Source organism: Cellulosimicrobium cellulans (genome assembly GCF_001722485.1).
GTDB classification, from domain to species: Bacteria; Actinomycetota; Actinomycetes; order Actinomycetales; family Cellulomonadaceae; genus Cellulosimicrobium; species Cellulosimicrobium cellulans_A.
This window is the reverse complement of record NZ_LWGL01000289.1, coordinates 1-2,095: the sequence shown is the minus strand read 5'-3', so window position 1 is coordinate 2,095 and position 2,095 is coordinate 1. Positions and strand designations below refer to the sequence as shown.

The 2,095-nt window shown below is 77.1% G+C and carries 2 protein-coding genes, 1 pseudogene and 1 riboswitch; of the genes and pseudogenes, 2 read left to right on the top strand and 1 reads right to left on the bottom strand.

From position 1 onward, the window contains the following. Window positions 1–136 (top strand): annotated as a pseudogene (locus tag JZ5iCDA_RS18120) (pyridoxal-phosphate dependent enzyme); the annotation flags it as partial. Between the two features lie 699 nt (window positions 137–835). Here JZ5iCDA_RS18120 and thiE read toward each other — a convergent pair. After that, window positions 836–1,489: a thiamine phosphate synthase gene (gene thiE / locus JZ5iCDA_RS17075; protein WP_069388197.1), complete on the bottom strand. Its 654-nt coding sequence runs from the start codon at window positions 1,487–1,489 to the stop codon at window positions 836–838. 43 nt (window positions 1,490–1,532) lie between these two features. Beyond that, window positions 1,533–1,635, top strand: a riboswitch (TPP riboswitch). Between thiE and JZ5iCDA_RS17070 the strand changes: the two genes are divergently transcribed. Beyond that, the coding region (locus JZ5iCDA_RS17070) for an FAD-dependent oxidoreductase (protein ID WP_139123215.1) at window positions 1,625–2,095 on the top strand (471 nt) is incomplete at its 3' end. (Overlaps the previous riboswitch by 11 nt.)

Sequence of the window (2,095 nt, the reverse complement as noted above, 5' to 3'; positions counted from 1 at the left end):
ATCGTGACGCTCGGCGAGGGCGGCACGCCGCTCGTCGAGGCCCCGGCGCTCTCGGAGCGCACGGGCGCGCAGGTCTTCGTCAAGGTCGAGGGCATGAACCCGACGGGTTCCTTCAAGGACCGCGGGAAGAAGACGTTCTCAAGCGGCGACACGAGCATGGTCGCCTGGCAGCGCGCCTGCGCCGACCCGCGCTCGACGACGCTCTCGGTGTCCGGCTGCCACGCGCCCTCGGTGCACAGCGGGCGGTAGGCGACGAGGTTGGCCGGGTCGGTGACCGTCGCGATGGGCTCGATGCCCATGTCGTAGTAGCTGATGTTCGCGTCGCCCGCCGCGCCGTCGTCGTCCCAGCGCAGCGCCCAGCGCAGCGTCATCGTGCCGCCCTGGACCGCGAGCTCGCGGATCGTCACGGTGAGCGTGCCGGCGTCGCCGTCGCCGGGCGTGTCGATCGTCTGCTCCGCCATCACGGCGTCCGCGACGCGGGCGGTGCCGACCTCGTCGACCGCCGCGGTGCTCTCCTCGGACGCCGTGGCGCCCGACGAGGGTGCGGGCTCGTCCGCGCTGCGCACGAGGCTGCAGCCCGAGATCGTGAGGGCGACGACTGCGGCGACGGCGACCGCCGCCGGACGCGTGCTGGGCATGGTTCTCCTGTCCTGGGGCTCGAGCTCGCTCGAGGTCGGCTGGGGGGATCGGCGCGGGGCGACGGCGGCACGCGACCGCTGCGAGCATCGCACACGGCCCGCGGCGGCCAGAAGCGCGGGCGATGGGGAGGACTCCCCCGGGCCACGACTTCACCCGCTCACCGGCTCCCGGGCCGCGCGGACCGGCCCCGGTCCCCTCAGCCGAGCCGGTCGCGCAGCGCGCGCGCCGCGTGCTCGGGGTCGCCCGCCTGCGTGATCGCCCGCACGACGACGACGCGCGTCGCCCCGGCGTCGAGCACCGCGTCGAGGCGCTCGGAGTCGATGCCGCCGATGGCGAACCAGGGCGTGCGCGGCGCGGTCGCGGCGACCTCGCGCAGGAGGTCGAGCCCGACGGCGGCGCGCCCCGGCTTCGTCGGCGTCGCCCACAGCGGCCCGACGCAGAAGTAGTCGACGTCCGGGTCGGCCTCGGCCGCGGCGGCCTGCGCCGCCGAGTGCGTCGAGCGCCCGAGCACGGGGTCGCCGCCGAGGAGCGTGCGGACCGCGGGGACGGGCAGGTCCCCCTGGCCCATGTGGACGACGGGCGCGCCCGTCAGCCCGGCGACGTCGGCACGGTCGTTGACCGCCCACAGCGCGCCGTGCTCGGCCGCGACGCGCGCGACCGTCTCCTGCAGCTCGAGCTCGCGCGCGACGTCGAGGGTCTTGTCGCGCAGCTGCACGACGTCGACGCCGCCCGCGAGCGCCGCGTGGAGGAAGTCCTCGAGGTCGCCGCGCTCCTCGCGCGCGTCGGTGCACAGGTAGAGGCGGGCGTCGGCGAGCCGGGCGCGTGCGGCGGCCGCGGTGGGGGTGCTCACCCGACGGAGTGTAGGACGGCGCGCCCGGCGGGCCGGGTACGGTGTGCGGGAGCACGGGAGCCCCGCACGGGGCTGAGAGGGCGTAGGAGCCGACCGTCGAACCTGATCTGGGTCATGCCAGCGAAGGGAGCGCACATGCACCAGCACGTCCGTCCGCCGTCCGACGGCGCGCGGGACCTCGCCGTCGTGGGTGGGGGGATCGTCGGGCTCGCCGTGGCGTGGCGCGCGGCGCAGGCCGGCCTCACCGTGACCGTGCTCGACCCGGCCCCGGGTGACGGGTCGACGCACGCCGCGGCCGGGATGCTCGCGCCCGTGACCGAGGCGGACTTCGGCGAGGACGCGGCGCTGCGCCTGCACCTCGTCGCCGCCGCGCGCTGGCCGGGCTTCGCCGCCGACCTCGAGGAGGCGACGGGCACCGCCGTCGGGCTCCGGAGCGCCGGGACGCTCAGCGTCGCCTACGACGCCGACGACCTCGCGCTGCTGCGCCGCGTCCTCGCGCTCCACGCCGCGCACGGCCTCGCGTCGCACGAGCTGACGACCGCCGACGCGCGACGGCGCGAGCCGCTGCTCGGGCCACGCCTGTCCGGCGCCGCGTGGGCGCCGGGC